2 protein-coding genes are annotated in these 570 nt (G+C 33.3%); both read right to left on the bottom strand.

Annotated elements, in window-relative coordinates; genetic code table 11:
* Positions 1 to 307 (bottom strand): DUF927 domain-containing protein (locus HMPREF2578_RS08815; protein WP_141743953.1); only part of this gene is annotated, 307 nt, incomplete at its 3' end.
* Positions 307 to 570, bottom strand: a 264-nt coding sequence (ssb, locus tag HMPREF2578_RS08810) for a cassette chromosome ssDNA-binding protein (protein ID WP_070508393.1), incomplete at its 5' end; no start/stop codon positions are given. The genes HMPREF2578_RS08815 and ssb, both read right to left, overlap by 1 nt.

Genomic DNA, 570 nt, shown 5'->3' with positions numbered 1-570 from the left:
TTTGTTGCAAGGCATTACTTAAAGACGTGATGCGCTTTTCGTTAATACTATAGCCGTAATTGATTAGTAAATGTAAATTGCGAGATGATAAAATATCGGACGCAAAGATATTTTCTTGACCATTAGCATTCGAGATAACTATTTTTTCAGTACCTTTCGAAGGATCTAGAAATTTTTTTGTAATCACAATAAAACTAGCCAAAAAAACTATTCTTTTACTATCTCCATCTTTTTTAGGTGGTATGTTTTCATACCAACCGTCTGAATTTAAAAAATAGGGTCCTATTTCAAGTATATTTTTTGACATTAGCGAACACCTCCTTTCGAAGTGTTGCTATGATTACGTGGATGTGGACCTATTTTTTGATATAACAAACTGCCATTTTTCGTACCTACAGTATCAAAGGGTAATCCTGGTGTGTGCTTAATCCAGTAAGCAAAACGACGTCCTACTTCACGTTGATCATTCGTGCTACAAACCACACTATATTTCTTTCTTAATTCACTATAAGTGAACATGCTTCCAACTGATTGTTGAAAAGCTTTGGCAATTACAAAATTATAAAGCTT

The sequence above is a fragment of the Staphylococcus sp. HMSC072H03 genome, from assembly GCF_001809305.1.
In the GTDB taxonomy this organism is placed as follows: Bacteria; Bacillota; Bacilli; order Staphylococcales; family Staphylococcaceae; genus Staphylococcus; species Staphylococcus hominis.
The sequence above is the reverse complement of the archived record's forward strand: the minus strand, read 5'-3'. Positions and strand labels throughout refer to the sequence as shown.